At 73.1% G+C, this 26,350-nt stretch carries 27 protein-coding genes; 17 read left to right on the forward strand and 10 right to left on the reverse strand.

The features are described 5' to 3' along the window. Positions 1 to 173: 173 nt before the first annotated feature. The gene (locus ACVJ1F_RS07275; protein WP_456885473.1) at positions 174 to 1,082 is read left to right on the forward strand and encodes an SDR family oxidoreductase; all 909 of its coding nucleotides are present in this window, start codon (positions 174 to 176) and stop codon (positions 1,080 to 1,082) included. 51 nt (positions 1,083 to 1,133) lie between these two features. Here the strand turns inward: ACVJ1F_RS07275 and ACVJ1F_RS07280 are convergent, their stop codons facing one another. The 4 genes from ACVJ1F_RS07280 to nucS form a co-directional block, all read right to left on the reverse strand. After that, a complete protein-coding gene (locus ACVJ1F_RS07280; protein WP_233568433.1) occupies positions 1,134 to 2,435 on the reverse strand; it encodes an MFS transporter in 1,302 nt (433 codons plus the stop codon). Further along, positions 2,432 to 3,109, reverse strand: a complete 678-nt coding sequence (locus tag ACVJ1F_RS07285) for an HAD hydrolase-like protein (RefSeq protein WP_456885474.1) — start codon at positions 3,107 to 3,109, stop codon at positions 2,432 to 2,434. Before ACVJ1F_RS07285 ends, ACVJ1F_RS07280 begins: the two co-directional genes overlap by 4 nt. Before the next feature lie 24 nt (positions 3,110 to 3,133). Beyond that, the gene (locus ACVJ1F_RS07290; protein WP_456885475.1) at positions 3,134 to 3,373 is read right to left on the reverse strand and encodes a hypothetical protein; all 240 of its coding nucleotides are present in this window, start codon (positions 3,371 to 3,373) and stop codon (positions 3,134 to 3,136) included. A gap of 146 nt (positions 3,374 to 3,519) precedes the next feature. Next, positions 3,520 to 4,215, reverse strand: a complete 696-nt coding sequence (nucS, locus tag ACVJ1F_RS07295) for an endonuclease NucS (protein WP_056044151.1) — start codon at positions 4,213 to 4,215, stop codon at positions 3,520 to 3,522. A gap of 135 nt (positions 4,216 to 4,350) precedes the next feature. Here nucS and ACVJ1F_RS07300 point away from each other — a divergent pair, with 135 nt between their 5' ends. Both ACVJ1F_RS07300 and ACVJ1F_RS07305 read left to right on the forward strand, forming a co-directional pair. Next, positions 4,351 to 5,013 carry a hypothetical protein gene (locus ACVJ1F_RS07300; protein WP_277960280.1) on the forward strand — a complete coding sequence of 221 codons (663 nt, stop codon included), beginning with the start codon at positions 4,351 to 4,353 and terminating at the stop codon, positions 5,011 to 5,013. 64 nt (positions 5,014 to 5,077) lie between these two features. Beyond that, positions 5,078 to 6,157: a LacI family DNA-binding transcriptional regulator gene (locus ACVJ1F_RS07305; RefSeq protein WP_456885476.1), complete on the forward strand. Its 1,080-nt coding sequence runs from the start codon at positions 5,078 to 5,080 to the stop codon at positions 6,155 to 6,157. Between the two features lie 48 nt (positions 6,158 to 6,205). Here ACVJ1F_RS07305 and ACVJ1F_RS07310 read toward each other — a convergent pair whose 3' ends face one another. Then, positions 6,206 to 7,540, reverse strand: a complete 1,335-nt coding sequence (locus ACVJ1F_RS07310; RefSeq protein WP_285062052.1) for an MATE family efflux transporter — start codon at positions 7,538 to 7,540, stop codon at positions 6,206 to 6,208. Between the two features lie 32 nt (positions 7,541 to 7,572). Next, complete coding sequence (locus ACVJ1F_RS07315; RefSeq protein ID WP_456885477.1) at positions 7,573 to 8,838, reverse strand: uracil-xanthine permease family protein; 1,266 nt, start codon at positions 8,836 to 8,838, stop codon at positions 7,573 to 7,575. Positions 8,839 to 8,956: 118 nt separating this feature from the next. Between ACVJ1F_RS07315 and ACVJ1F_RS07320 the strand changes: the two genes are divergently transcribed. Then, a complete protein-coding gene (locus ACVJ1F_RS07320) occupies positions 8,957 to 10,921 on the forward strand; it encodes a M13 family metallopeptidase (RefSeq protein WP_456885478.1) in 1,965 nt (654 codons plus the stop codon). 5 nt (positions 10,922 to 10,926) lie between these two features. Continuing rightward, complete coding sequence (locus tag ACVJ1F_RS07325; protein ID WP_456885479.1) at positions 10,927 to 11,832, forward strand: serine hydrolase; 906 nt, start codon at positions 10,927 to 10,929, stop codon at positions 11,830 to 11,832. 81 nt (positions 11,833 to 11,913) lie between these two features. On the opposite strand, the gene ACVJ1F_RS07330 is transcribed toward ACVJ1F_RS07325, so the two are convergent. Both ACVJ1F_RS07330 and ACVJ1F_RS07335 read right to left on the reverse strand, forming a co-directional pair. Further along, entirely contained in the window at positions 11,914 to 12,321 is a 408-nt protein-coding gene (locus tag ACVJ1F_RS07330) for an NUDIX hydrolase (RefSeq protein WP_056044139.1), read from the reverse strand. Positions 12,322 to 12,376: 55 nt separating this feature from the next. Beyond that, positions 12,377 to 13,663: a glutamyl-tRNA reductase gene (locus tag ACVJ1F_RS07335; RefSeq protein WP_056044137.1), complete on the reverse strand. Its 1,287-nt coding sequence runs from the start codon at positions 13,661 to 13,663 to the stop codon at positions 12,377 to 12,379. Between the two features lie 153 nt (positions 13,664 to 13,816). Here ACVJ1F_RS07335 and ACVJ1F_RS07340 point away from each other — a divergent pair, with 153 nt between their 5' ends. The 12 genes from ACVJ1F_RS07340 to hemL all read left to right on the forward strand — a co-directional run bounded on the left by ACVJ1F_RS07340 (position 13,817) and on the right by hemL (position 24,684). Further along, the gene (locus ACVJ1F_RS07340) at positions 13,817 to 14,830 is read left to right on the forward strand and encodes an NADP-dependent oxidoreductase (protein WP_200413266.1); all 1,014 of its coding nucleotides are present in this window, start codon (positions 13,817 to 13,819) and stop codon (positions 14,828 to 14,830) included. Between the two features lie 121 nt (positions 14,831 to 14,951). Then, on the forward strand, positions 14,952 to 16,019 hold the full coding sequence (gene hemE, locus ACVJ1F_RS07345; protein WP_056044132.1) for a uroporphyrinogen decarboxylase: 1,068 nt from the start codon (positions 14,952 to 14,954) through the stop codon (positions 16,017 to 16,019). Beyond that, positions 16,016 to 17,380: a protoporphyrinogen/coproporphyrinogen oxidase gene (locus ACVJ1F_RS07350; RefSeq protein ID WP_456885480.1), complete on the forward strand. Its 1,365-nt coding sequence runs from the start codon at positions 16,016 to 16,018 to the stop codon at positions 17,378 to 17,380. The genes hemE and ACVJ1F_RS07350 overlap by 4 nt, the downstream gene beginning before the upstream one ends. Before the next feature lie 117 nt (positions 17,381 to 17,497). Beyond that, complete coding sequence (locus tag ACVJ1F_RS07355) at positions 17,498 to 17,746, forward strand: hypothetical protein (protein WP_043595360.1); 249 nt, start codon at positions 17,498 to 17,500, stop codon at positions 17,744 to 17,746. Continuing rightward, positions 17,743 to 18,192 carry a phage holin family protein gene (locus ACVJ1F_RS07360; protein WP_054147459.1) on the forward strand — a complete coding sequence of 150 codons (450 nt, stop codon included), beginning with the start codon at positions 17,743 to 17,745 and terminating at the stop codon, positions 18,190 to 18,192. The genes ACVJ1F_RS07355 and ACVJ1F_RS07360 overlap by 4 nt, the downstream gene beginning before the upstream one ends. Positions 18,193 to 18,239: 47 nt before the next feature. After that, the gene (locus tag ACVJ1F_RS07365; protein WP_043595223.1) at positions 18,240 to 18,467 is read left to right on the forward strand and encodes a DUF3618 domain-containing protein; all 228 of its coding nucleotides are present in this window, start codon (positions 18,240 to 18,242) and stop codon (positions 18,465 to 18,467) included. A 112-nt stretch (positions 18,468 to 18,579) separates the two neighbouring features. Further along, complete coding sequence (gene hemQ / locus ACVJ1F_RS07370; RefSeq protein ID WP_082460100.1) at positions 18,580 to 19,353, forward strand: hydrogen peroxide-dependent heme synthase; 774 nt, start codon at positions 18,580 to 18,582, stop codon at positions 19,351 to 19,353. Beyond that, positions 19,350 to 20,573: a ferrochelatase gene (locus ACVJ1F_RS07375; protein ID WP_123571139.1), complete on the forward strand. Its 1,224-nt coding sequence runs from the start codon at positions 19,350 to 19,352 to the stop codon at positions 20,571 to 20,573. The genes hemQ and ACVJ1F_RS07375 overlap by 4 nt, the downstream gene beginning before the upstream one ends. Positions 20,574 to 20,577: 4 nt before the next feature. After that, on the forward strand, positions 20,578 to 21,564 hold the full coding sequence (hemC, locus tag ACVJ1F_RS07380; protein WP_456885481.1) for a hydroxymethylbilane synthase: 987 nt from the start codon (positions 20,578 to 20,580) through the stop codon (positions 21,562 to 21,564). Next, positions 21,561 to 22,352 carry a uroporphyrinogen-III synthase gene (locus ACVJ1F_RS07385; protein ID WP_043595220.1) on the forward strand — a complete coding sequence of 264 codons (792 nt, stop codon included), beginning with the start codon at positions 21,561 to 21,563 and terminating at the stop codon, positions 22,350 to 22,352. Before hemC ends, ACVJ1F_RS07385 begins: the two co-directional genes overlap by 4 nt. Continuing rightward, entirely contained in the window at positions 22,352 to 23,341 is a 990-nt protein-coding gene (gene hemB, locus ACVJ1F_RS07390; protein ID WP_456885482.1) for a porphobilinogen synthase, read from the forward strand. Before ACVJ1F_RS07385 ends, hemB begins: the two co-directional genes overlap by 1 nt. Further along, a complete protein-coding gene (gene hemL, locus ACVJ1F_RS07395; protein WP_173153953.1) occupies positions 23,341 to 24,684 on the forward strand; it encodes a glutamate-1-semialdehyde 2,1-aminomutase in 1,344 nt (447 codons plus the stop codon). The genes hemB and hemL overlap by 1 nt, the downstream gene beginning before the upstream one ends. Before the next feature lie 86 nt (positions 24,685 to 24,770). Here hemL and ACVJ1F_RS07400 read toward each other — a convergent pair whose 3' ends face one another. Both ACVJ1F_RS07400 and ACVJ1F_RS07405 read right to left on the reverse strand, forming a co-directional pair. Further along, complete coding sequence (locus ACVJ1F_RS07400) at positions 24,771 to 25,586, reverse strand: ABC transporter ATP-binding protein (RefSeq protein ID WP_456885483.1); 816 nt, start codon at positions 25,584 to 25,586, stop codon at positions 24,771 to 24,773. Then, positions 25,583 to 26,272, reverse strand: coding sequence for a GntR family transcriptional regulator (locus ACVJ1F_RS07405; RefSeq protein ID WP_456885484.1), 690 nt, complete (start codon positions 26,270 to 26,272; stop codon positions 25,583 to 25,585). Before ACVJ1F_RS07405 ends, ACVJ1F_RS07400 begins: the two co-directional genes overlap by 4 nt. Positions 26,273 to 26,350 lie beyond the last annotated feature (78 nt).

Genomic DNA, 26,350 nt, shown 5'->3' on the forward strand with positions numbered 1-26,350 from the left:
TTCCGGGCCGGCGTCGAATCTACCGGCGCCCGTCGGCGACGGCCACCGATCCGGGCAGTCGATAACGAGTCTCGATCCCTGCAACGACGCCGATCGGGGCCCACCGGGCGGACGAGGAGGCGCGGGTCGGCCCCGCCTGGGAGCCGCCCCCACCGCGCATGGTTCAGTGAGGCATGACCGACTCGACCGAGACCTCCTCCGCCTCCCTCGGGGAACCCGCCCGCGCCTCCTCGTCCCTCGTCGCCGTGACGGGTGCGACGGGCGCCGTGGGCGGCATCGTGGCCGCGCACCTGTCCGAGCGGGGCGTCCCGCTGCGGCTCGTCGTGCGTGACGCCACCCGGGCACCCCGACTCGACGGGGCCGAGGCCGAGGTCGCCGTCGCCACGTACGGCGACCGGGCGGCCTCCGTCGAGGCGCTGCGCGGGGTCGAGACGCTGTTCATGGTGTCGGCGGCGGAGGCCCCCGACCGCGTCGACCAGCACCGCTCGTTCGTCGACGCCGCCGTCGAGGCGGGCGTGCGGCACGTGGTCTACACGTCGTTCGCCGGTGCGTCGGCGGACTCGGTCTTCACGCTCGGGCGGGACCACTTCGCGACCGAGCAGCACATCCGCGAGTCGGGGCTGGCCTTCACGTTCCTGCGTGACAACTTCTACCTGGACTTCATCCCGCTGTTCGCGGACGAGCAGGGCGTGATCCGCGGCCCGGCCGGTGACGGGCGCGTGGCGGCGGTGGCCCGGGCCGACGTCGCGGCGGTGGCGGCCGTCGTGCTGCTCGACCACGAGTCGCACGGCGGGGCGACCTACGACCTCACCGGGTCGGAGGCGTTCACCCTGACCGAGGCGGCTGCACGCCTCACCGCCCTCGGCGGGCGGTCGTTCACGTTCGTGGACGAGACGGTCGACGAGGCCTACGAGTCCCGCCGCGTCTTCGAACCCGAGCCCTTCCAGGCGGACGCCTGGGTCAGCACGTACACGTCCATGGCCTCGGGCGAGGTGGCGCAGGTGACGTCGTCCGTGCGCGACCTGACCGGACGCGACCCGTTGACGCTCGAGGTGCTCTTCGCCGGAGGCGTCCAGCACTGACCCGGCCCGGGAGGCCGCCCGGTCGTCGGCCCGGTCGTCGGCCCGGCCGGCTCAGGGCACGCGTCGCGACGACAGCACGCCGCTGACGCCGAGCACGACGACCGCCGCGGCGACGCCGATCATCGGGATCTGCCAGTTGCCGCTGACGTCGTGCAGTCCGCCGATCGCGAGCGGCCCGAGCGCGGCGATCGCGTAACCGCCGCCCTGCACCAGGGCCGACAGTCGTCGTGCCTCGACGTCGGTCGACGCCATGCGCACGATGACGATGAAGATGATCGTGATGCCGCCGCCCTGCGCGGCCCCACCGAAGATCGACCAGAGCAGCCAGTGCTCGGGAGCGAAGAGCAGGCCGAGCGGCATGGCCGACCAGAAGACGGCGATCAGCCCGATGACGACCGCCGGCCGCACGCGCAGGGCGAGGAAGGGCACCCCGAGCGCACCCACGACCGCGAGGATCTGGAAGACCGACGAACTCGCCCCGGCCGCCTCGCGGGTGAGGCCGACCTCGTCGCGCAGCAGCGTGGGCATCCAGGCCGTGAGCCCGTAGTAGCCGAACGCCTGCCCCGAGAAGGCCAGCGTCAGGCCCCAGGTCGTCCACCGACGCAGCAGCGGGGTCGCGCTGCGTCGGCGCTCGCGCGCGTCGACCTCGGCCTCGCCGGGCTCGACGACGTCGATGCCGCCCGTGAAGACGTCGGTCGCCGAGGAGGCGCGGTGCCGGTCGTCGACGTCGGCCTGCGACCCCGGCACCACGGCCACGCTGCCGCCCCGCACCGCGACGCGGGGGCCGACGGCGATCGACCAGACGACGGCGGCCAGGACGGCGAGCAGCCCCCAGGTGACGAGGGCGAGGGGCCAGCCGACGACCGATGCGATCGGGGCCGTCGCGAGCGAGGTGATCATCGACCCGACGTTGAGGGCCGAGGTGTAGATGCCGGTCACGAAGCCGGCCCGCTCGGGGCTGAAGTCACGACGGATGACGACGGGCAGCACGACGTTGCCGATCGTGATGGCGACGCCGATCACGATCGTGCCCACGTAGAGCCAGACCGTGCCGCCGGCCGTGCGCAGCAGCGTGCCGAGGAGCACGCCGGCGAGCCCCAGCGTGACGGCGCGCTCGGCGCCGATCCGGCCGATCAGGGCCGAGGCGAACGGGCTCGCCACGGCGAAGCAGAGCACGGGGATGCTGGTGAGCAGCCCGGCGACGACCGCCGTGAGGCCGAGGTCGGCGCTCATCTGGTCGAGCACGGGGGCCGGGGCCACGATCGGGCCGCGCATGTTGAGGGCGATCAGCACGATCGCGAGGGTGAGCAACCAGGCGGCGGGCGACCGCACCGCGGCCGCGGCCCGGGTCACGCGGCGCCGCGCAGCAGGGAGACGCCCAACAGGTCGGCCACCTCGTCGACGTCCGCCGCCACGGCGACCGCGCCGACGTACTCCTCGGGCTCGCCGTAGCCCCAGCCGACGAGGATTGTGGGCACGCCGTGCACGGCCGCACCCTCGACGTCGTGGTGGCGGTCGCCGAGCAGGACGGGCCGCGAGAGGTCGGCCCCGCGGGCCCGCAGGCGCTTCAGGGCCTCTTCGACGACGTCGGCCTTGGTGTTGCGCACCTCGTCGTCGGACGCGCCGGTGATGACGTCGAGGTAGCGGTCGAGGCCGTGGGCCCGGAGGATGGCCGTGGCCGGGGTCTCGGGCTTCGAGGTCGCGGTCGAGGTGGGGATGCCGGCCGCGTGCACGGCCGCCATGAGGTCGGGCACGCCCGGGAACACCTCGCCCTCGAGGGCGCCGTGGGCCAGGTAGTGCGCGCGGTAGAGCCGCATGGCGTCGGCGAGGCGCTGGCCGTCGAGGCCGAGGCGCACCTCGAAGCTCTGCGGCAGGGGCGGTCCGACCCAGGCCATGAGGTCGGCGGGCGAGGGCACCGGCAGGCCGAGTTCGCCGATCGTGTGGGCGAGGCTGGCGGTGATCGCGGGCGCCGAGTCGGCGATGGTGCCGTCGAGGTCGTAGAGGACGGCCGTGTAGGGGAGAGTCATCACCCCCAGCTTACGGATCGGGGGTCAGCAGGGGACCGCTCGGAGCGGCCAGGTCGCGACGGCCGACACGGCGTCCCGGATCGCCGTCGCGTTCGCACCCGCACTCGTCGTGCTCGTCTTCGCGGTCGCGGTCGCGTGCGGGGTCGGGCTCCGTCGCGTCGCGTCGAACGGGCGGTGGGGGGCGTCGGGCCTGCTCGCGAGGGACCGGAAGACGGGGGTCGCCTCGCGTTCGGCGGCCAGGGTGTCGAAGATTGGTGAGGTCACGGGTTGCTCCTGCGGTCGAGGGGGGTCGAAGCAGAAATATAACCCTGAAATGTGAGTATCACAAGGGTTCGTGGCCCTGCGCCCGCGTGGGCCCGCACCTGCGCGGCCCCGCACCCGCGTGGGCCCGCACCCGGGTGGGCCCGGCGTCAGAAGAGGCGGGAGTGCGAGTCGTCCAGCCCGCGCATGGCGTCGTAGTCGAGCAGGAGGGTGCGGATGCCCCGGTCGTGGGCCAGCGTGCGGGCCTGGGGTTTGATCTCTTGCGCGGCGAACACCCCGGTCACGGGGGCCAGGTGTGGGTCGCGGTTCATCAGCTCGAGGTACCTCGTGAGCTGCTCGACCCCGTCGATGTCGCCTCGCCGCTTCAGTTCGACGGCCACCGCGGCGCCCTTCGCGTCGCGGGCCAGGATGTCGACCGGCCCGATGGCGGTCATGTACTCGCGGCGGACGAGGGTGTGGCCCTCGCCGAGCAGCTCGATCTGTTCGGCCAGCAACTTCTGCAGGTCGGCCTCGACGCCGTCCTTGGTCAACCCCGGGTCGACGCCCATCTCGTGGGACGAGTCGTGCAGCACCTCGTGGATCGACACCACCAGGAGGTCGGCCGTCTTGGCCTGGGTCACCTTCCACAGCTCGACGACGCCGGCCTCGCGTTGGTCGTCGTCGGGTTCGACCGTGCGGATGGTGCAGGGCGGGCTCATCCAGTTCAGGGGCTTGTAGCTGCCCCCGTCGGAGTGGACGAGCAGGCTGCCGTCGCTCTTGACCATCAGGAGGCGCGTGGCCAGGGGCAGGTGGGCGGACAGTCGACCGGCGTAGTCGACCGAGCAACGGGCAATGACGAGGCGCACCCGACGATCCTACGGGGCGGCGCGAACGCGGCACGGGCCCCTCGTTGACAAGTATGCATATGTGAAATACATTCATGACAGATGGTCGGCAGGACGGCCACCGAGACGCCTCCAGGAGGAACGATGCCCCACCCGATGCCCGCCACGACCCGGCCGCTGCGGACGACGACCCACGACACGGCCGAGCTGCTGCTCGTCGACCTGGCGACGGCGCGCTACGCGCCCGGCGACTCCCTCGACGTCGACACCATCGTGCGCGAGCACCGGGTCACCCCCGGCGAGGTGCACCTCGCCCTCTTCGAGCTGAGGCGCATGAAGGTCGTGGTGCGCGCCCCGTTCAGCGGTGCCCACGTCGTCGTCTGGCACCGGCGGTTCAACGAGGTGCTGCTGCGCGACCTGGTCCGCATGGTCTCCGTGGCGTCGACGACGGCGACGTCGCTCGAGGACGTCCCCGAGCCCGCCGTGCGCCGACCGGCCTGCACGGCCCACGGGCTGGCCCTGCCCGCGGACGTCGCCCACTTCCTCGACCTCGTCCGGGCGATCGTGCAGGTGCTCTCGCCGTCGGCCCGTCAGCACGTGCGCGACGACCTGCTGCTGCCGCTCGAGATCCTCTGCAGCGCGAGGGCCGTCGCGGTGCACGACATGCGGCCCGCCCTCGGCGAGACCGTCCGCGGTGCGATCGTCGACCTGATGGAGGCCGCCGCTCACTACGGCGACTGGACACAGCTGCCCGGCCTCGCGTCCGACTACGTCACGGCCCTGGGCGTCGACGAACCGCCCGTGCGACCCGTCGACTGACGCCGCACCGACCGTCACCGCTCAACCGGAGGCCGTCCGGCCCCGTCGGCTAGGCTGCGGCAGCATGAGCCGGGCAGAGGGCGACGTCGCCGCGAGGCCGACCCTCGCGTCGGTGGCGCGGGTCGCCGGGGTGAGCGCGAGCACCGCCTCCTTGGCCTTCAGCGGGACCGGCCCCGTCTCGGACGAGACCCGCGCGCGGGTGCTCGCCGCCGCCGACGAACTCGGCTACGCCGGGCCCGACCCCCGCGCGAGGTCGCTGCGGCGTGGGCGTTCCGGCATCGTCGGCGCCGTCCTCGAGTCCACCCTCAGCACGGCCTTCCGCGACCCGATCAACGTGGCCATGCTCGACGGCATCGCCGACGTCACGGGGCCGGCCGACAACTCGCTGCTGTTGCTGACCGAGAGCGCGGGCGAGCGTTCCCGTCTGCTCGACGCCCCCGTGGACGCCGTCGTGCTGTTCGGTTGCAGCACCCGCCTCGACGAGTCCGTGTCGATCATGCGTCGGCGCGGCATCCCGGTGGTCTCGATCGAGGCCCCGCCGACCGAGGGCGTGCTCGACATCGCCGAGGACAACGTGGGCTCGTCCCGCCTGTTGGCGCAGCACCTGCACGACCTCGGCCACCGACGGGTCGCCGTCGTCGCGCTCGAGCTCGGCCCGGGCAGGTCGAGCGGCGACAGGGACGACGAGCTCACCGACGCGCGCGTGGCCCGGGGCACCTCCTGGCCGACCCTCGAGCGGCTGCGCGGCACCCGCCAGGTCTTCCCGGGCGTGGGCGGCCTGGCCACCCGCGGCAGCTGGACGAGCGAGGGGCACCGCGCCGGCCTGCGCCTGCTCGACGTGCCCGAGGCCGAGCGGCCGACGGCGATCGTCGCCCAGAGCGACCTGCTCGCGTCGGGCGTCATCGCGGCGGCGGACGACCTGGGGCTGTCGGTGCCGGGCGACCTGAGCGTCGTCGGCTACGACGGCGTGCGCCTCGACGACCCGCGCGCCGCCGACCTCACGACGGTCGTCCAGCCCGCCGTCGAGAAGGGCCGCGCGGCCGGTCGCGCAGTGCTCGCACTCCTCGCCGGCGACCCCGTCGAGGGCACGACGTTCACGAGCGTCTTCCGGCCGGGGGCGACCACGGGTCCGCCCGCGCGCTGACGCCCGACCCCGACGCCTCCTCGCCGACGCCGACCCACGACCCCGGGTTCAGCCGGCGCCGACGACCATCCAGCGGTCCGACCGCGCCCGGAGGCCCAGCGTCACGGCGCGGATGCCGATGTAGCCCAGGCCGAAGGCCAGCCACAGGGCGACCGTGCCCCGCGCGTCCGGCCCGACCCGCGCCTCCAGCGGGATCAGGATCGCGAGGTAGACGACCGTGTTGACCACGCCGGCGAGGGCGAGGTAGCGGGCGTCGCCGGCGCCGAGGAGCACGCCGTCGAGCACGAAGACGAAACCGGCCAGCGGGATGCCCACGGCCATCGCCAGCACGACCCGGGGCAGCAGGTCGCGCACCGCGTCGTCGCCGCTGAAGACGGGTGCGAGCAGCGGCGAGACCGCGGCCAGCAGCACGCCGAGAAGCAGACCGCCGCCGACCCCGAACAGCATCAGCCGGCGGGTGACGGCGCGCACCGCCTCGCGATCGCCCTGACCGAGCGCGTGGCCGACGAGGGCCTGGCCGGCGATGGCCAGCGCGTCGAGGGCGAACGCCAGCGTGCTGAACAGGGTGAGCGCGACCTGGATCGTCGCGAGCCCGGTCACCCCCGAGGAGGCGGCGGCCCAGACGGTCGCGATCATCGCGATCCGCAGGGACGCGTTGCGCACGAGCAGCCACGCGCCGGAGCGTGCCGTGCGACCGACGCCGGCCAGCCCCGGACGCAGCGGAGCCCCGACGGCCCGCGCGGCACGGACGGCGATCACCACGTACACGGCGGCCATGCCCCACTGCGCGACGACGGTCCCTGCGGCCGAGCCGGCGATGCCCCAGCCGAAGCCGTAGAGGAAGAGCGCGTTCAGGCCCGCGTTCGCCGCGAAGCCGACCGTCGCGACGACCAGTGGCGTCCTGGTGTCCTGCAGGCCGCGCAGCAGTCCGGTCGCCGCGATCACGAGCAGCATGCCGGGCAGGCCGAGCATCGACACGGTCAGGTAGGTCGCCGCGGCGTCGACGACGGCCGGGTCGGTGCCGAACAGGCCGACGAGGGGGCGGGCGACGAGTGCCCCGACCCCGGCGAGCACCACCCCGACCAGCAGCGCGAACCAGAGCCCGTCGACGCCGGCGCGGATCGCTCCGGGCCGGTCACCCGCGCCGAGCCGTCGGGCCACGGTCGGCGTCGTGGCGTAGGCCAGGAAGATCAGCAGGCCGAGGGCGGTCTGCAGCACGACGCTCGCGATGCCGAGCCCGGCGAGGGGCACCGTGCCCAGGTGCCCGACCATCGCGGTGTCGGTCAGCAGGAAGAGCGGTTCGGCGATCAGCGCGCCGAGCGCCGGCGCCGCGAGGGCGACGATGCGTCGGTCCCAGGGCGAACGGAGGCGCGAGGTCGTCACCGGGGACGGCTCGCCGCGGCGGCGTCCCACCGTCAGTCGGTGCCCCGGGCCCGACCCACGGCCGACATGAGGTGGTACACGACGATGGCCGCGACCGTGCCGAGGATGATGCCGCCGAAGCTCGCGCCCCCGAGCGCCAGGGTGAAGTCGGCGATGCCCATGATGAGCGCGACGCCGGCGGTCAGCTGGTTCTTCGGGCGGCTGAAGTCGACCCTGTTCTCGACCCAGATGCGGATGCCGATCACGCCGATGAGTCCGTAGAGCGCCGTCGTGACGCCGCCGAGCACCCCCGGTGGGATGGTGAAGATGACGGCGCCGATCTTGGGCGACAGCCCGAGCAGGATCGCCACGACGCCGGCGACCCAGTACGCGGCCGTCGAGAAGATGCGGGTGGCGCTCATCACGCCGATGTTCTCGCCGTAGGTGGTCGTCGCCGAGCCGCCGCCGAGGCCGGCGAGCACCGTGCTGAGGCCGTCGGCGAAGAGTGCCCGGCCGGTCAACGGGTCGAGGTTGCGCTTCGTGAGTTGGCCGACGCCCTTGACGTGGCCGACGTTCTCGGCGATCAGGGCGAGCACGACGGGCAGGAAGCCGAGGTAGATCGGCAGCTGTCCGAGGTCGAAGGCGGGGGAAGTGAATGTCGGCAGGCCCACCCACGGCGCGGCCGCGACGGCGCTGTAGTCGACGGCGCCCGCGATCACGGCGGCGACGTAGCCGACGACGACGCCGACGAAGATAGACAGGCGGCCGAGCAGGCCCTTGAAGAGCACGGCGCTCAGCACGACCGCGGCGAGCGTGATCAGGGCGATGCCCGGCGAGAGCGCGAAGTTGTCGCGGGCGGCCGGGGCCAGGTTGAAGCCGATGAGGGCGACGATCGAGCCGCTGACCACCGGGGGCAGCAGGGCGTCGATCCAGCGGGTGCCCGCGAGGTTCACGACCAGGCCGATCACCGCGAGCAGGGCGCCGACGACGATGATGCCGCTGAGCGCGAGGGGGATGCCGCCCACGTCGGTGGCGGCCGCGATCGGGGCGAGGAAGGCGAACGACGAGCCCAGGTAGCTGGGCAGGCGGTTCTTCGTGATGATGAGGAAGAGCAGGGTGCCGATGCCGGAGAAGAACAGCGTCGTACTCGGCGGGAACCCGGTGATGATCGGCACGAGGAAGGTCGCGCCGAACATCGCGACGACGTGCTGGCCGCCGAGGCCGATGGTGCGCGGCCAGCTGAGCCGCTCCTCCGGGGCCACGATCTCGGTCGGGTCGACCGTCTTGCCGTCGCCGTGCAGTGCCCAGGGGAGTGCCATGTCGAGAACTGTACTGGGGGTGCCGTTTCCTCCGTGTTTCCTGGGACGGCCTCGTCAGCCCGGGCCGCAGCGGGTCCGGCCCGGCCCGTCGTCGGGGGCCTCACCTAGGCTGACGGGCATGACCAGCGACGCACTGAGCAGCGGAATCCAGACCGACGAACTCGACCCGGCGGTCCGCCCGCAGGACGACCTCTTCCGGCACGTCAACGGCGCGTGGATCGACCGCACCGAGATCCCCGACGACAAGGCGCGCTACGGCTCCTTCTACCTGCTCGCCGAGGAGGCCGAGAAGGCCGTCCGCGAGATCGTGGTCGAGTCCCAGTCCGCCGAACCCGGCACCGAGGCCCGCAAGGTCGGCGACCTCTTCACCAGCTTCACCGACGAGGAGCGCATCGAGGCGCTCGGCGCCGCACCCCTCGAACCGCTCCTGGCCGAGGTCGAGACGGTCACCGACGTGACCTCGTTCACGCGCCTCCTGGGCTCGCTCGAGAAGCAGGGCATGCCGAGCTTCGTCCAGCTCTTCGTCGACAACGACCCGGGCGACCCCGAGCGGTACGTCGTGTTCGTCGAGCAGGGCGGCCTCGGCCTGCCCGACGAGTCCTACTACCGCGACGAGAAGTTCGAGTCGGTGCGGACCGCCTACCGGGCGTTCGTCGAGCAGATGCTCGGGCTCGCCGGCCTCGACGACGCCTCGGCCCGCGCCGACCGCGTGGTCGGGCTCGAGACCGCCCTCGCCACGCACCAGTGGAGCAACGTCGCCACCCGCGACAGCGACAAGACCTACAACCTGCTGCCCTGGGCCGAGTTCGACGCGCTCGCCGAGGGTGTCGACCTCACGGCCTGGCGGGACGCCGTGGGCGGCCCGGCCGGCGTCTTCGACGAGCTCGTCGTGCGCGAGCCGTCGTTCGTGACCGGACTGGCCTCGCTGCTGACCGACGACCGCCTCGACGCCTGGAGCGACTGGCTGCGCTGGCAGATCGTCCGCTCCATGGCCGCCTACCTGTCGACGCCCTTCGTCGAGGCGAACTTCGGCTTCTACGGTCGTACCCTCACCGGCACCCCCGTGCAGCGCGCCCGCTGGAAGCGCGGCGTCTCGCTGGTCGAGGGCGCCCTCGGCGAGGCCGTCGGGCGCATCTACGTCGAGCGGCACTTCGCGCCCGAGGCAAAGACCGCGATGGACGTCCTCGTCGGCCACCTGGTCGAGGCCTACCGACAGAGCATCACGGGCCTCGAGTGGATGACCGACGAGACCCGAGCCCGGGCCCTCGACAAGCTCGAGAAGTTCACGCCCAAGATCGGTTTCCCCGAGAAATGGCGCGACTACTCGGCCCTGTCGATCGACCCCGCCGACCTGGTCGGCAACGTGCGGGCCACCGCCGCCTTCGGCTTCGACCGCGAGCTGGGCAAGATCGGCCAGCCGCTCGACCGCGACGAGTGGTTCATGACGCCGCAGACCATCAACGCGTACTACAACCCGGGCATGAACGAGATCGTGTTCCCCGCGGCGATCCTGCAGTTCCCGTTCTTCGACGAGACGCGCGACGCCGCCGCCAACTACGGAGCCATCGGCGCCGTCATCGGCCACGAGATCGGCCACGGCTTCGACGACCAGGGCTCGAAGTACGACGGCGACGGCAAGCTGACCGACTGGTGGACCCCCGCCGACCGCGAGGCGTTCGAGGAGCTGACCTCGTCGCTCATCGCGCAGTACGACGCCCTCGCCCCGAAGCAGGTGCCCGACCACCACGTCAACGGCGCCCTCACCATCGGCGAGAACATCGGCGACCTCGGCGGGCTCTCGATCGCCTGGAAGGCCTACCTCATCTCGCTCGACGGCAGCGAGCCCCCCGTGATCGACGGCCTGACCGGCGCCGAGCGGTTCTTCCTGAGCTGGGCCCAGGCTTGGCAGATCAAGCTGCGCGACGAAGAGGCGATCCGTCTCGTCTCGATCGACCCGCACTCGCCGAACGAGTTCCGGTGCAACCAGATCGTGCGCAACATCGACGAGTTCTACGAGACGTTCGGCGTCACCGAGAGCGACGCGCTGTGGCTGCCGGCCGAGGAGCGCGTCACCATTTGGTAGGTCAGGTGCCCGGCCGTCGGGCCCGACGGGAGAACGGCGACGGCGCCGACCACGAGCCGCGCCACGGTGGCGGGCGCGCGCTCGAGTCGTTCTCGGCGTCCTTCGCCGCCCTGGGCGACCTGGCGCTCGCGGGTGGGCAGGTCTCGGCCTCGGTCAGGGACCTCGACGCGGGGGCCGACCTGCTGAGCGTCGACGAGCACGTGGCGCTGCCGGTGGGGCAGCTCGGTGCCGTCCTGCTCCTGGTCGAGGTGTCGGCCCGCATCGAGGACGGCACGCTCCGCCCCCTCGACGAACTCGACCGGCCGGGCGACCCCGGTGACCAGGGGCCCGGTGGCCTCTGGCCCTACCTCCGCCGGACGAGCCTCCCGGTGACCGACGCGGCGACGCTCGTCGGGGCCTTCCGCGACGGGGCGGCGATCGACGCGCTCATCGGTCGGGTGGGCCTGGCCGCCGTGCGGGCACGAGGCGAGTCGCTCGGTCTCACGAAGACGGCCCTCCTCGACGTCACCCGGTCGTCCCGCGGCCCCGACGACGCGCCTGCGCTCGCCGTGGGCACGGCTCACGAACTCGGCGGCCTCATGGTGTCCCTCGCCCGCGGCGAGGTCGTCGACCGGGCCGTGTCGAACCGGGTGCTCGGCTGGCTGTCGCTGGGCGCCGACACGTCGCTCGTCGCGGCGCCGTTCGGTCTCGATCCGCTCGGGCACCGGCGGCTCGACCACGACCTGCAGATCGTCCACACGACCGGTGGCGACCCGGGGGTGCGCTCCGAGCTCGGGGTGCTCCGCGGGCCGCGCCGCAGCGTCGCGTACTGCGTGATCGTCACGTTCGACGACCTGACCCTCGCCCACCGCCTCCGGGCGCTCGAAGCCCTACGGGCCGTGGGCACCGACGCCCTCGAGTACGTGCACTGAGCCGGGTGCCGCACCGAGCTGGCTGCCGCACCGAGCCGCGCGCCGCACCGAGCCGCGGTCCGGCCGTGCCCCCGCGCCGACTCAGTCGACCAGGTCGAGCCCCCGGAGGCGCTCGAGCGTCGCGACACCGGCCGGCGGGCACCGGCCCGCGTCGGCCGAGGTGACCCAGTGGACCGCGCCGACCTCGGCGGCGGGCGCCGGCTCGGGGCTCGTCGCCGAGAGCTCGGCCGCGAAGACCGTCATGGCGACCTGCCGACCCTCGGGCTCGCCGTGCGCCTGCGTCACGACGGTGAAGAGCTCGGCCACGGTCGTGGGGTCCAGTTCGACGCCGACCTCCTCGCGCGACTCCCGGACCAGCGCCTCGGCCGCGGTCTCACCGGCCTCGAGCTTGCCGCCGGGCAGGTACAGCACGTCACGGCCGCGGGCGGTCACCATCAGCATCCGACGGTCACGGACGAGGGCGAGCGCGCTGACGACGATGGTGTCCATCAGGCCATCCTCGGGCACGACGACGTCGGCCCGGCGCACCGGCGTCCGGGGGCGATCAGCCCGCCGAGGCCTGACGCTCGTCGTCGACCGCGCGCAACGGCGACGACGAGGAGGCGCGACGCCCGTCGGTCACGCCGAAGAGCGCCTCGAGGCCGTCGCGGAACTCGTCGCCCCGGCCCTCACGGGCGAGCTCGCGCGCCCGGACGGATGGGGTGTGCAGCAGCACGCCGGCGAGGTGTCGCAGGGCCGATTCGGTGCGGTCGGACGAGTCCCCGCGCGACCGCGCGCGCTCGATCTCGGCGTCGAGCAGGTCGAAGACGTGCTTGCGCAGCGCGACGACGGACGGCGTGAGCGACTGTTCGGCGGCGACGGCCTGGAACTCCGCGGCCGCGGACGAGACGAGGGCGCGGGCGTCGTCGGCCGCGCTGAGCTGGGGCAGCGGCGCGTGCAGGCTGATGGTCTCGAGGTCGAGCAGCTCGACGCCCTCGACGCCGGCGACGAGCGGGTCGACGTTGCGGGGCAGACCGAGGTCGATCACGAGGCGGCGGCCGCCGGGGAGGACGACGTCGCGGGTGACGACCGGCTCGGTGGTCGAGGTGCAGGTGATCAGCACGTCGCTCCAGGCGACGGCGGTGGCGAGGTCGTCGTACGGCGTCGCGGCGTGCTTGAGGCCGAACCACTCGGCGCGGCCCGAACCCGAGTAGACGGCGAGCTGGTCGGCGCCGCGGTCGCGGAGAGCCGCGACGGTGGTGGCCGCGTACTGGCCGGTGCCCACGATGAGGACGCGCGCCTCGGACCAGTCGGTCACCCGTGAGGACGCCAGCTCGAGCGCGAGGCGCACGAGTGACCGGCCCGCGCCTCCGACGTTGGTCTGGTTCTTGATGCCCCGGGAGGTCTGCGACGCCTTCTGGAAGAGGCGCTCGAGGTCGCGCGAGGTGGTGCCGTCGTGGCGGGCGCGCTCGAGCGAACGGCGCACCTGGCCCGAGATCTCGTCCTCGCCGACGACGACGGACTCGAGGCCCGAGCTGACGGCGAACAGGTGCTCGACGACCTCGTCGCCCGTGATGACCCGGACGCTGTCGCGCAGGTCGTCGGGCTCGACGCCGCTGGCGGTGCTCATGGTCTCGATCGTGGCCTCGACGGCCAGGGCGCTGCCGGCGGTGAGGGGCTCGTCGACGTCGAGGTAGGCCTCGAACCGGTTGCAGGTCGCGAGCACGACCGCGCCGCTGACGAAGTCGCTGCCGTCGACCAGGGTGCCCGCCGCCGAGGGTGCGCCGATGCTCAGCCTCTCGAGGAGGTCGAAGCTGGCGTTCTGGTGGGACGCCGTGAGGCAGATGAGCACTGAGTGATCCTAACTCTGATCGGCGTTTTCGGCTGGGCGTTGACTCGACGTCGAGTGGCCGGGAATGCCACACGACGGTTGCAGCTTGCAACAACGGAGCCCGGGGCCGCATTCCGGCCGCCGGCCCGCACCGCATCGAACCAAGGAGACACCATGACCTCGACCACCAGCATCCAGTGGCAGCTCGTCGCCCGCCCGCACGGCGAGCCCACCCCCGACGACGTCGCCCGCGTCGAGGTGACCCTGCCCGAGCTCGGCGACGGCGAGGTCCGCGTGCAGAACGAGTTCCTGTCCGTCGACCCCTACATGCGCGGTCGCATGAACGACGTGAAGTCGTACGTCCCGCCCTTCGCCCTCGGCGAGACCATGACCGGCGGGGCCGTCGGCCGCGTCGTCGAGTCGCGTTCGGACGACCTTCCGGTCGGCACCGTCGTGCTGCACGAGCAGGGCTGGCGCGACGTGGCCCAGGGAGGCGCGGCCACGTTCCGTGCCGTGCAGCCCGTCGACGGCGTGCCCCTGTCGGCGTACCTGGGCGTGCTCGGCCTCACCGGCCTGACGGCGTACGTCGGCCTGACCGAGATCGCCGGCATCCGCGAGGGCGACGTCGTCTTCGTGTCGGGTGCCGCCGGGGCCGTCGGCACCATGGTCGGCCAGATCGCGCGCCTCAAGGGAGCCTCGCGCGTGATCGGCAGCGCCGGTTCGGCCGAGAAGGTCGAGCTGCTGACCTCGAAGTACGGCTTCGACGCCGCGTTCGACTACAAGGACGGCGACGTCTCCGAGCTGCTCGCCGAGGCCGCGCCCGACGGCATCGACCTCTACTTCGACAACGTCGGCGGCGACCACCTGTCGGCCGCCCTCGCCTCGTTCCGCACCGGCGGTCGTGCCGCACTCTGCGGCTCGATCGCGAACTACAACTCCACCGGCGCCCCGGTCGGCATCACGGGCATGACCAACATGGTCACCCGCGGTCTGACGATGAAGGGCTTCACGTTGGGCGACTACCGCCACCTCGCACCCGCGTTCCAGGCCGAGATGGGCCCCTGGCTCTCCGCCGGCGACGTCGTGTACGACGAGACCGTCGTCGAGGGCGTCGACAACGCGTTCGACGCCTTCACCGGGCTGATGCGCGGCGACAACGTCGGGAAGATGGTCGTCGCGGTCTCCTGACCCGCGCCTCCTCGTCCGCTCGCGCGTTCGAGGCGATCCGACCGGGACGGTCCCGCCGTGGCGGGGCCGGCCGCGGGTCGCCTCGACGTGACGTCCAGCGGGCGATGGGACAATCGACCACGTGACCCAGACCTCCGCCCTGCCCGAGCAGCACCCGCTGGCCGCCGGCCTCACGACGCGTTCACCGCTGGTCCGTGCCCTGCGCGGCGACCGGCCCGAGACGCTGCCGGTGTGGTTCATGCGCCAGGCGGGGCGCTCGCTTCCCGAGTACCGCGAGCTGCGCGTCGGCACCGCCATGCTCGACGCCTGCCTCACGCCCGACCTGGCGAGCGAGATCACGCTGCAGCCGGTCCGCCGTCACGGCGTCGACGCGGGCATCTTCTTCAGCGACATCGTCGTGCCGATCAAGCTGGCCGGCGTCTCGGTCGACATCGTCCCGGGTCGTGGTCCGGTGCTCGAGACGCCGATCCGCACGGCGGCCGACGTCGCGGCCCTGCGGCCGATCGACCCGGAGGCGCTGGCCCCGATCGCCGCGGGCGTCGCCCAGACCGTCGCGCAGCTGGGCAGCACGCCGCTGATCGGGTTCGCCGGCGCCCCCTTCACCCTCGCCGCCTACCTCGTCGAGGGCGGGCCGTCGAAGGACCACATCCGCGCCCGGGCCCTCATGCACGGCGATCCCGAGACCTGGGACGCCCTGCTCACCTGGGCCGCGGACGTGACCGGCGCCTTCCTGCGGGCGCAGGTTCTCGCGGGGGCGAGCGCCGCCCAGTTGTTCGACTCGTGGGTCGGGTCGCTCTCGCTGGCCGACTACACCGCGCACGTCGCCCGCCACTCGGCCCGTGCCCTTTCGCACGTCGCCGACCTCGACGTGCCCCGCATCCACTTCGGAGTGGGCAGCGGCGAGGTGCTGGCCGCCATGCGCGACGTCGGCACCGACGCCGTCGGGGTCGACTGGCGCATCCCGCTCGACGAGGCCTCGCGTCGCCTCGGTGGCTCCACCCCGGTGCAGGGCAACATCGACCCCGCCATGCTCCAGGCGCCGTGGGCCGTGCTCGAGGCGCACGTCCGCGACGTGGTCGAGCGTGGTCGGGCGGCGCCGGCGCACGTGCTCAACCTCGGCCACGGCGTCAGCCCCGACACCGACCCCGACGTGCTCACCCGCATCGTCGAGCTCGCGCACACGCTGTGACCCCGCCCGTCGTCACCCCGAGCGGCGTCGTCGACGTCGCCGTGGTGGGCGGCGGCATGGGCGGCATCGTGCTCGCCCGTGACCTGGCCGCCGCCGGGTTGGGCGTCGTGCTGTTCGAGGCATCCGACCGACTGGGCGGCGAGGTCTCGCGACACGTGGTCGCCGGCATCGCACTCGACGCCGGGGCCGAGAGCTTCGCGACCCGGGGCGGCACGGTCGCCGGTTTCGCCACCGAACTCGGCCTCGGCGACGACATCGTCCTGCCCGATCCCCGCGGGGCCTGGCTGCACGAGGCCGACGGCGAGTCCTTCCCCATCCCGCGCACGGGGCTGCTCGGCATCCCCGGCGACCCGTCCGCCGCCGACGTGCGAGCCGTCGTCGGCGAGGCCGGCGTGACCCGCGCGCTCGCGGACGCCGACCTTCCCGCCGAGATCGGGTCCGAAGAAGCCACCCTGGGGGGTCTCGTCCGGGCGCGCATGGGCGACGAGGTCGTCGACCGGCTCGTCAGCCCCATCGTCTCGGGCGTCCACTCGCTCCACCCCGACCTGCTCGCCGTCGACCGCGTGGCCCCCGGGCTGCGCTCGGCCCTCCAGCGCGAGGGCAGCCTCGCCGCCGCCGTGCTCGGACTGCGCGCCCTCGCCCCGGCCGGCTCGGCGGTGGCGGGCATCCGCGGCGGCCTCGCCCGGCTGGTCGACCCGATCGTCGCCGACCTCGAGCGGCACGGCGTCGACGTCCGCCTCGGCACCCGCGTGCGTTCGATCGACGAGACCGGCGTCGAGACCACGGGCGGTGAGCACGTCCGGGCGAGACAGGTCGTGCTGGCCGTCGGGGACCACGACGCGGTGGCCCTGACGACCCGCGCCTCCTCGGTGCCGCCCGGAGCGATCACCCTCGCGACCCTCGTCGTCGACCGGCCGGAGCTCGACGCGGCGCCCCGGGGCACGGGCGTCCTCGTCGCCCCCGGCTCGACCGGACTCCGGGCCAAGGCCCTCACCCACGCGACCGTCAAGTGGAGCTGGCTGGCCGAGCTCGCCGGGGGACGCCACGTGCTCCGGCTCAGCTTCGACTCACCCGTCGTCGACCGCGACACACCCGACGCCGAGGTGCGCGACGCGGCGCTCGCCGACGCCTCGACCCTGCTCGGCGTCGACCTCGCCGCGCGCCACCTGGTCGGCTTCGGCCGGGCCACCTGGGACGCCCCGCGCCGGGCCGAGGCGGCGGTCGTCACCGAGCCCGTGGTCGAGGTCGTCCAGGCAGGAGGCGCGGTGGCGGGACGCGGGCTGGCCGCGATCATCGCCCACTCGCGTCGTCAGGCCGCCACCCTGGTGACGGCGCTGTCGGCGCCCCCGTCCCGCGACTGAGGCCCCGGGGTCGGACCGCTTCGGTCCGGCGCGGGCGTCGGGCACCCGCCTCGGGCTACATTGGAGGGACGTGTGCGGCACATGCCGTCGCGCGTACGACCACGAATGGAGTCCCCCGTGCGAGGCAAACTGATCTTCGTCGCCGGAGCCGCTGTCGGATTCGTGCTGGGCGCCCGCGCCGGCCACGACCGGTACGAGCAGATCACCGAGAGGGCGTCCAAGGTCTGGAACAGCAGGGCCGTGCAGCGCCAGGTCGCCAAGGGCCAGGACTTCGCCGGTGCCAAGACGGCCGACGGCGTGGACGCCGTCGTCACCGGCATCACTCGCGGCATCTCCAAGGCCTTCGGCGGCGGCCGCAAGAAATGACCGACTCGACGCGCAGCGACAAGGTGCGGCACAAGACCAGGCCGCGGTCGCTCTTCGCCCTGGTGCAGGACGTCCCGACGTTGGTCACCGACCTGGTCAAGGGCGAGCTGGCCCTGCTCAAGTACGAGGTCATCGGCACGCTCAAGGCCTTCGGCATCGGTGCCGGCTTCCTGGTCGGGGCCCTGGTCTTCGTCTTCGCGATGCTCGGCGTCCTCCTGACCGGCATCGTCCTGCTGCTCGCCATCTGGCTTCCCGGCTGGGCGTCGGCCCTCATCGTCGCCGGCGTGCTGTTGCTCGTCGCCGCCCTTCTCGCGTTCCTCGGGTACAAGGCGATCAAGAAGGGGCTCCCGGCGGTCCCCGAGAAGACCATCGCGAGCCTCAAGGCCGACCTCAAGGCCGTCAAGGGCGTGGGGTCGATCCCCGGCGCCCGCCTCGACGAGCGCTGACGCGCCTCCTCGACACCCCCACCCTTCCCGTTCCCGACAGGAGCACCGTGAGCGACAGCAGCGACATCCAGGCCCACATCGATCGCACGCGCGCCGAGCTCGCCGCGACCCTCAACGAACTCGAGGACAAGCTGAACGTGCCCAAGCAGTTGGGCATCGCCGGGCACCGCGCCAAGGCGTCGTTCGACCGCGACAAGACCCCGTGGCTCGCCGCCGCCGGGGCGGGTGCGCTGGCCGTCGCGGGCGTCGTCGTCGCGGTCGTCAAGCGCCGCTGACCGCTCGCCCGGCTCGCCGGTCGACTCGACCGCCGGCGGGCGCCGGGTGCCGTTCGCTCGACCGGGAGCAACCTGGTTGGGCTCCCAGCGTGCCGAGAGGGAGAATGGCTGCATGAGTTCCAGCGCCGACGCGGCAGCGCCCGTACTGCCGACGTCCGATTCATCCGCAGCACCCGTCCAGACCGAGTCCGACGACGCCGCGGCGAGCACACCGCCACCCGTCGAACGCCTCGGCTACACGCTCTGGGCCGTGCTGCGACGCGACCCGCAGAACCCCTATGCCCCCGAGCTCGACGACGTCCCGCAGCTCGACGCGGTCGTCGACGCCCTGGCGGGTCTCGGCGTGACCGTCCGTGGCTTCTACGACGTCAGCGCCCTGCGGGCCGACGCCGACATCATGATCTGGCTGCACGGCGAGGTGCCCGAGGCCGTCCAGTCGGCCTACCGGCAACTGCTGCGCACCGACGTGCTGGGCGGCCTGCTGCCCACCTGGAACGCCATGGGCATGCATCGCGAGGCAGAGTTCTCGCGCAACCACAGCCCGGCCTTCATGCGGGGCAAGGCACCCGAGACCTGGTTGACGGTGTACCCGTTCGTGCGCAGCTACGAGTGGTACCTGCTGCCCGAGGCCGAGCGCCGTCAGATGCTCGCCGAGCACGGCAAGCAGGGCTCCGAGCACCGCGCGGTGCTGACGAACACCGTCGCCAGCTTCTCGCTCGGCGACTACGAGTGGATCCTCGCCCTCGAGGCTCCCGAGCTCGTGCAACTGGTCGACCTCATGCGCGACCTGCGCTACACCGAGGCCCGCCGCCACGTCCGCGAAGAGATCCCGTTCTTCACGGGCCGACGCATCCCCACCACCGACATCATCGAGGTCTTGTCGTGACCGACACCAGCAACATCACCAACGGGCAGCTCGTCCGCAACGCCACCCCCGCCGCGGCCTCCGGCCCCGAGCACGTCTCCGAGCCGACCGACTACGACGCCATCCTGCTGGCCGGCTTCGGCGGGCCCGAGGGGCAGGACGACGTCATCCCGTTCCTGCGCAACGTCACGCGCGGTCGGGGCATCCCCGAAGAGCGGCTCGAAGAGGTCGCGACGCACTACCGCCACTTCGGCGGCGTCAGCCCGATCAACGAGCACAACCGCGAGCTCAAGGCCGCCCTCGAGGCCGAGCTCGAGCGTCGCGGCATCGACCTGCCGGTCATCTGGGGCAACCGCAACTGGCAGCCCTACATGGCCGATGCCGTGCGCGAGGCCGACGAGCGCGGGTTCCGCAAGCTCATCGCGGTCGCGACCAGCGCCTACTCGTCCTACAGCTCGTGCCGCCAGTACCGCGAGGACTTCGCCATGGCGCTCGACGCCACCGGCCTCGAGGGCACCATGCAGATCGACAAGGTCCGCCAGTTCTTCGACCACCCCGGTTTCGTCCAGCCGTTCATCGACGGCGTGCGCGACGCGCTCGTCGCGGCTCGCGCCGAGAACGAGGGGCTCGACCTCTCGACCGAGGTCCAGGTGCTCTTCGCGACGCACTCGATCCCGTCGACCGACGCGGCCAAGAGCGGCCCCCAGGCGCGCGGCTTCGACGCCGACGGTGCCTACGCCGCCCAGCACAAGGCCGTCGCCGAGGTCGTCATGGCCGCGGCCGAGGCCGCCCTCGACCTCGACCTGCCCGAAGGGGGCGGCACCACCGTCCCCTGGCAGCTCGTCTACCAGTCGCGCAGCGGCCCGCCCTCGATGCCGTGGCTCGAGCCCGACATCAACGACGCCATCGACGACCTGGCCGGCGGTCCGACCCGCGCCGTCGTCATCGTGCCGCTCGGGTTCGTCAGCGACCACATGGAGGTCATGTGGGACCTCGACAACGAGGCGATGGAGACCAGTGAGAAGAACGGTTTCTGGGCGACGCGCACCCCGACGCCGGGCATCGACCCGAACTACGTCACCGGGCTCGTCGACCTCGTGCTCGAGCGTCGTGACGGCGTCCCCGCCGAGGATCGCCCCCACGTGACCGACCTCGGGCCCTGGTACGACGTCTGCCGTCCCGGCTGCTGCGAGAACGTGCGACTGGGCTTCAAGCCCGCCCTGTCCGGCCTGGTCCCCTGACCCCGTGGCGACCATCCGCATCGGAACTCGGGGCAGCGCGCTGGCCGTCGCCCAGTCGACCACCGTCGCCGACCGCATCGCGGCCGCGACCGGCCACGACGTCGAACTCGTCCGCATCAAGACCGAGGGGGACCGCTCGCAGGGCACCGGCGAGTCGCTGGCGTCGCTCGGGGGCACCGGCGTGTTCGCCAGCGCCCTGCGCGAGGCGCTCCTCGCGGACGAGTGCGACGCGCTCGTGCACTCGCTCAAAGACCTGCCCACCGCCACGCACCCCGGTCTCGTCATCGGGGCGACGCCCGGTCGGGCGGATGCCCGCGACGCCCTCTGCGCCCGCGACGGGCTGACCCTCGAAGGACTGCCCCAGGGTGCCCGCGTCGGCACGGGATCGCCGCGTCGTGCCGCCCAGCTGCTCTCGCGACGTCCCGACCTCGAGGTCGTCGACATCCGCGGCAACGTCGACACGCGGCTCGGTCGCGTCGGCGTCGACCTCGACGCCGTCCTGCTCAGCGCGGCGGGTCTCGGCCGTCTAGGACGCCTCGACGCCGCGACCGAACTGCTGGGGCTCGGCTTCTGGCCCAGTGCGCCCGGCCAGGGCTCGCTCGCCGTCGAGGTCCGCGAAGGCGACCCCGACGAGGCACTCGCCCGCGGTCTGGCCGCCATCGAGGACGAAGAGACGCGCCTCGTGGTGACGGCCGAGCGAGCCGTGCTGGCCGGGCTCGAGGCCGGTTGCGCGGCACCCGTCGGTGCCAGTGCCGTCGTCGACGCCGGGTTGCTGCTGCTCAGCGCGACCGTCTACAGCCCCGACGGCAGCCGACGCCTCAGCTCGTCGCACGCCGTCTCCCTCGACGACGGTCCGCTCGTCGCGCGCCTCGCCGACGTCCACGAGGTCGCCGGCCGTGTCGTCGACGAGCTGCTCGACTCCGGTGCGGCCGAGTTCGCCCCGTTGGGCGGCGGACCGGCCGGCGGTGACCCCCTGGGCAGCGCCACGTGACCGCCGACAAGCCGCTCAAGGGCGTGCGCGTCCTGGTGCCGCGCGGTGGCAAGTGGGGCGACGGGGTCGCGGCCTCGCTCCGGTCGCGCGGTGCCGCCCCGGTGATCGCCCCCCTCATCAACTTCGCCCCGGCCGAGACGCCCGAGCTGCTCGCCGCGGCCCTGGCCCGCCTCGAGTCCGGCGTCTACGAGTGGCTCGTCGTCACGAGTGCCACCACGGTCGACGTCCTGGTCGGCAACGGCATCCGGCCCCCTGCCTCGACCCGGGTCGCCGCGGTCGGCGAGACCACCGCCGCCGCCCTGAGCCTGGCGGGCATCCGCGTCGACTTCGTCCCCGAGGGCGACAACTCGGCCCGCGGACTCGTGAAGGAGTGGCCGGCCGACGAGGTCACCGGTCGCGTGCTCGTCCCGCAGTCCGACCTCGCCGAGCCGACCCTCGTCGCCGGGCTGTCGGCCCGCGGTTTCGACGCCGAGTTCGTCTCGGCGTACCGCACGGTGGGCGTTCCCGTCTCGGCCGAGGTGCGCGACGGCGTCGCCGACGGCTCGATCGGCGTCCTCCTCGTGACCTCGGGCAGCGTCGCCCGGCAGATCGCCGCCCAGCTGGCGCCCCTGCCCCCGCAGACCCTCGTCGCGTGCATCGGCCCGCGCACCGCCTTCGACGCCCGTGCCGCGGGGCTGCCCGTGCACCTGATCGCCGAGACCCGATCGGCGGCCGCCCTCGTCGAGGCCGTGGTGGACCACGCCCTCGACGGCCCGTCCGCCGGAACGCCCCCCACCGAGAAGGACTGATGTCCGATTTCCCCCGAGTGCGGCCCCGCCGCCTCCGCGCCACCCCCGCCCTGCGTCGTCTGACCGCCGAGACGCGCTTGCACCCCGCCGACCTCGTCCTGCCGATGTTCGTCCGCGAGGGCATCGACGAGCCCACCCCGATCTCGTCCATGCCGGGCGTCGTCCACCACAGCCTGTCGAGCCTGCCCCGGGCCGTCGAGCAGGCCGCCGAGGCCGGTGTGGGGGGCATCATGCTCTTCGGGGTGCCCCTCGAGAAGGACGCCGTCGGGTCGGGCGCGACCGACCCCGAGGGCATCCTCAACGTGGCCACCCGCGTGGCCGTCGACGCCGCCCAGGGCGCGCTGGTCGTGCAGACCGACCTCTGCCTCGACGAGTTCACCGACCACGGCCACTGCGGCGTCCTCGCCGCCGACGGCTCGGTCGACAACGACGCCACCCTGGTCCGCTACGACGAGATGGCGGTCGTCCAGGCCGAGGCCGGGTCCCAGCTGATCGGCATGAGCGGCATGATGGACGGTCAGATCGGCTCGGCCCGCGACGCCCTCGACGCGGCCGGCTTCGGCGGCACCGCGCTGCTCGCCTACGCCGCCAAGTACGCGTCGGCCTTCTACGGCCCCTTCCGCGAGGCCGTCCAGTCGACGCTGGTCGGAGACCGCCGGACGTACCAGATGGACGCCGCCAACGGACGCGAGGGCCTGCGCGAGGTCGACCTCGACATCGCCGAGGGTGCCGACGTCGTCATGGTCAAGCCGGCGATGAGCTACCTCGACGTCCTCGCCGAGACGGCCGCGACGAGCACCGTCCCGGTGTGGGCGTACCAGATCAGCGGTGAGTACGCGATGATCCACGCGGCCGCCGCGAACGGCTGGATCGACCTCGACGCGGCCTCGTACGAGAGCGTCCTGTCGATCAAGCGGGCGGGTGCGGACGCGATCCTGACGTACTGGGCCACCGAACTGGCCACGCGCCTCCAGAAGGAGCGGTTCTGATGACCGAGCAGAGCAACGACACCTACTTCACCCGGGCCAAGCGGTCCATCCCGGGCGGCGTCAACTCGCCCGTCCGTGCGTACGGCTCCGTCGGCGGGACGCCACGGTTCCTCGTGGGTGCCAAGGGCGCCTACGTCACCGACGCCGAGGGACGCGACTACGTCGACCTCGTCGCCTCGTGGGGTCCCGCGATCCTCGGGCACACGCACCCCGAGGTGCTCGAGGCCGTCCAGCAGGCGGCCGCGCGCGGTCTGTCGTTCGGGGCGTCGACGCCCGCCGAGACCGAACTCGCCGAGCTGGTCCGCGAACGCGTCGCCGTCGGCGACCAGCGGCCGATCGGCAAGCTGCGCATGGTGTCCACCGGCACCGAGGCGACCATGACGGCCATCCGCCTCGCCCGCGGCTACACCGGTCGCGACCTGCTCGTGAAGTTCGCCGGGCACTACCACGGGCACTCCGACTCGCTGCTGGCGGAGGCCGGCTCGGGCGTCGCGACCCTGTCGATGCCCGGTTCGGCCGGCATCACGGCCGAGACCGCCGCCCAGACGCTCGTCCTTCCCTACAACGACCTCGACGCCGTGCGTGCGGCCTTCGACGAGCACGGCCCGCGCATCGCCGCCGTCATCGTCGAGGCCGCCGCCGCCAACATGGGCGTGCTCGCGCCGCAGCGGGGCTTCAACCGCAGCCTGTCCGAGATCACGCGACGCCACGGCTCGCTGCTGATCGTCGACGAGGTGCTCACCGGCTTCCGCGTGGGACGCGCGGGCTGGTGGGGTCTCGAGGCCGCTCGGGTCGTCCCGGACGGCGCTGGCTGGGAGCCCGACCTCATCACGTTCGGCAAGGTCATCGGCGGGGGCATGCCGCTCGCCGCCCTGGGCGGTCGCGCCGAGGTGATGGACTTCCTCGCCCCACTGGGGCCGGTCTACCAGGCGGGCACGCTCAGCGGCAACCCGGTGGCCGTCGCCGCCGGCATCGCCACGCTCAGGCTCGCCACGCCCGAGGTCTACGCCCGGCTCGACACCGTCGCCGACCAGTTGTCGGCCGGCGTCTCGGCCGCCCTGTCCGCCGAGGGCGTCGAGCACAGCGTCCAGCGCGCCGGGTCGCTCTTCTCGTTCGCCTTCACGCCGACGGCACCGAACGACTACGACGACGTCCGCGCCCAGCAGTCCTGGCGCTACCCGCCGTTCTTCCACGCCATGCTCGACGCCGGGGTCAACCTGCCCCCGTCGGTGTTCGAGGCGTGGTTCGTCACGGCGGCCCACGACGACGACGTGGTGTCGCGCATCCTCGACGCCGTGCCCGCCGCGGCCAAGGCTGCCGCAGCAGCCGAGGCGCCGCACTAGCCACCCCGGCCGGCCCGCCAGTGCCGGCCCGCCAGTGCCGGGCCGGCTGGGCCCGGCCCGGCCCGGCCCGCCGGCACGGCCGGAGGTCAGCGGCGGCGGGCGCGGGCCGACCAGCGGCCGTCGGCCCGATCGACGACGAGCGGGTGGTCGAACGCGCCCGACACGAGGTCGGACGTCAGCACGTCGTCGGCCCGTCCGGTGGCGAAGACCATGCCGTCGCGCAGCAGCAGGGCGTGCGACGTGCTGCTCGGCAGGTCCTCGAGGTGATGGGTCACCGTCACGGAGGACATCGCGCGGTGGGTCGTGCGCAGCTCGTCGACGGTGTCGAGCAGGTGCTCCCGCGCCGCGACGTCGAGTCCCGTCGCCGGTTCGTCGAGCAGCAGCAGGGCAGGCTGCGACACCAGGGCACGGGCGATCAGCGCCCGACCGCGTTCGCCCTGGGACAGCACGCTCCACCGTGCCGAGAGGCGGGACGAGAGACCGACGCTCGCGACGAGGTCGACGACCCGCGCCTCCTGCTCGTCGGTGGGCACCCAGCGGGGCACCGGGTCGCTGCTGCCCGTGAAGCCGGTCAGTGCGACCTCACGGACGGTGGCGTCGCCGACCATGCGGTGGCGGGGATCGACGTGGCCGATGTGGTGACGCAGCTCGCTCAGTTCGACCCGCCCGAGGCGGCGGCCGAGGACGTCGACCGTGCCCGCGGTCGGGTGACCGAGCGCACCGCACAACGTGAGCAGCGTCGTCTTGCCGGCTCCGTTGGGGCCGATCAGCGCCCAGTGCTGGCCGGAGTCGACGCGCAACGACACGTCGTGCAGCAGATCACGACCGCCCCGGGTCACCCGTGCAGCGACGACGTCGAGCACGGGCGGCACCGGGGCGGCCACGGAGGGGGCGACGGTCACTCGCGGTAGATGCCCGCCTCGCGCACCTGGTCGAACAGGCCCTGCAGGCGTGCGGGCTGCTCGCGCACGACGGCGGCGGCCGCCGCGGCGTCGTCCGCCTTCACGGCGTCGCGGAACGCCACGGTGAAGGCGTGCGCCTGCGGGAAGTCGAAGATGCCGTTGGCCGACGGACGACGCAGGAGCAGCAGGAGGCGCGGGCCGGTGTTCGACCACAGTCGCGTCAGGGACTCGCTGTCGGCCGCGGCCAGCAGGATCTCGTTGGCCCGCGCGAGGCCCGCGATGTCTTCTTCCTTCTTCGCCTTGAAGGCCTTGGCCCGGGTGTCGAGGAGGCCGACGACCTCGGCACGCTGAGCCTTGTCGAGCTTGGGCACGGCCCGCTCGACGAAGAGGGACCAGACGGCGTAACCGACGTCGACGGTGTCGACGAACTCGCCGTAGGACGGGTCGACGATGCGCGTGTAGCGGTTGGCCTCGATGTCGACCAGGGCCTGGTCGGCGAGCTTGGCGATCGCCTCGCGGACGGGCGTGCGGCTGACGCCCAGCCAGGCCACGAGCTGGTCGTCGTTCAGGCGCTCACCGAACTCGAGGGTGCCGTCGATGATCGCGGCGAACATCTTGTCGTAGACGACGTCGCGCAACAGGCGGCGCGGGGCGGGCGTCTGGTCGTCGTTCTGGGGGATCGGCATCGGGGGCCTCCGTCGTGTCTGCGGTCAGGTGCCGACGGTCGACGGCGCTCGGCACCGCGGTCGGTCGGTTCGTCGACC

This window comes from Frigoribacterium sp. 2355 (assembly GCF_054060695.1).